1 protein-coding gene is annotated in these 1,162 nt (G+C 46.4%); it reads left to right on the plus strand.

Annotated features, from left to right (window positions below):
* Nucleotides 1-95: 95 nt before the first annotated feature.
* A partial coding sequence (locus tag Xkoz_RS19160; RefSeq protein ID WP_099143516.1) for an ISAs1 family transposase occupies nucleotides 96-1,162 on the plus strand: 1,067 nt, incomplete at its 3' end.

Genomic DNA, 1,162 nt, shown 5'->3' on the forward strand with positions numbered 1-1,162 from the left:
CAAGGCGGGAGCGTGAAATTTTTGTTAAAAAAATTCGGATTTGACGGATAAGAAAAAATAGCATTTTATACCCCTTTTTATCGGGAAGTGTTCTCATGAACATTGATATCTTTTCTCAATATTTCAGCACGTTAACAGATCCTCGCCAATTTTCTAAGATCAGTTATCCTTTGTTCGATATCCTTTTTCTGACCACCACTGCCATCATCGCCGGAGCGGAAGGGTGGGAAGATATTGAAGATTTCGGTGAAACCTATCTGGATTGGTATCAAAAAAAAGAACTTTTTCCGAATGGAATACCGGGGCATGATTCGATTGCCCGCCTGATTTCTCGCCTCAACCCCGTTGAGTTTCATAACTGCTTTATCCATTGGGTTCAATCCGTTAGCGAACGCTCAGAAGGGGAAATTATCGCCATTGACGGAAAAACGTTGCGGGGAACTTATGATGGCAAAAATCGGCAATCGATGCTCCATATGGTGAGTGCGTTTGCCACCCAAAATGGCGTGGTGATGGGGCAACTGAGCACAGACAAAAAATCCAATGAAATCACTGCCATCCCGAAATTACTCCGTTTGTTGGATATCAAAGGCTGCCTGATAACGATTGATGCCATGGGGTGTCAAACGAAGATTGCTGAGCAAATTGTTCAGCAGGAAGGTGACTACCTTCTGGCGGTGAAAGGCAATCAGGAGACGTTGTATCGCGCGGTCAAGAAAGCGTTGGCCGCGCCAGTATCCGCCGTGAGCCATGCCAAAAATATCACGATAGAACAAGGACATGGTCGTATAGAAGCACGTGAATATCACGTGTTGCCTGCCCAAGAGCTGGCTCAACAATTTCCGGAGTGGAAAAACATCCACACCGTGGGTGTAGCAATAGGGTATCGAATGGATAATAAAGGAAAAGAGTCACTCGATTATCGTTATTACATCAGTTCAGCGGAACTGAGCCCGGACAAATTTGCCGCCGCGGTCAGGGGACACTGGGGGATAGAAACCCGATTACACTGGGTTCTTGATGTCACAATGGGGGAGGATGCGTGCCTTATCCAGCGGGGAGAATCGGCTGAAATATTGGGATGTATGCGTCACATGAGTGTCAATATGTTGCGGGCAGAAACAACCAAAAAAGCCAGCATTCGCCGAAAAAGGCGGTTTGC

The sequence above is a fragment of the Xenorhabdus kozodoii genome (assembly GCF_002632875.1).
GTDB classification, from domain to species: Bacteria; Pseudomonadota; Gammaproteobacteria; order Enterobacterales; family Enterobacteriaceae; genus Xenorhabdus; species Xenorhabdus kozodoii.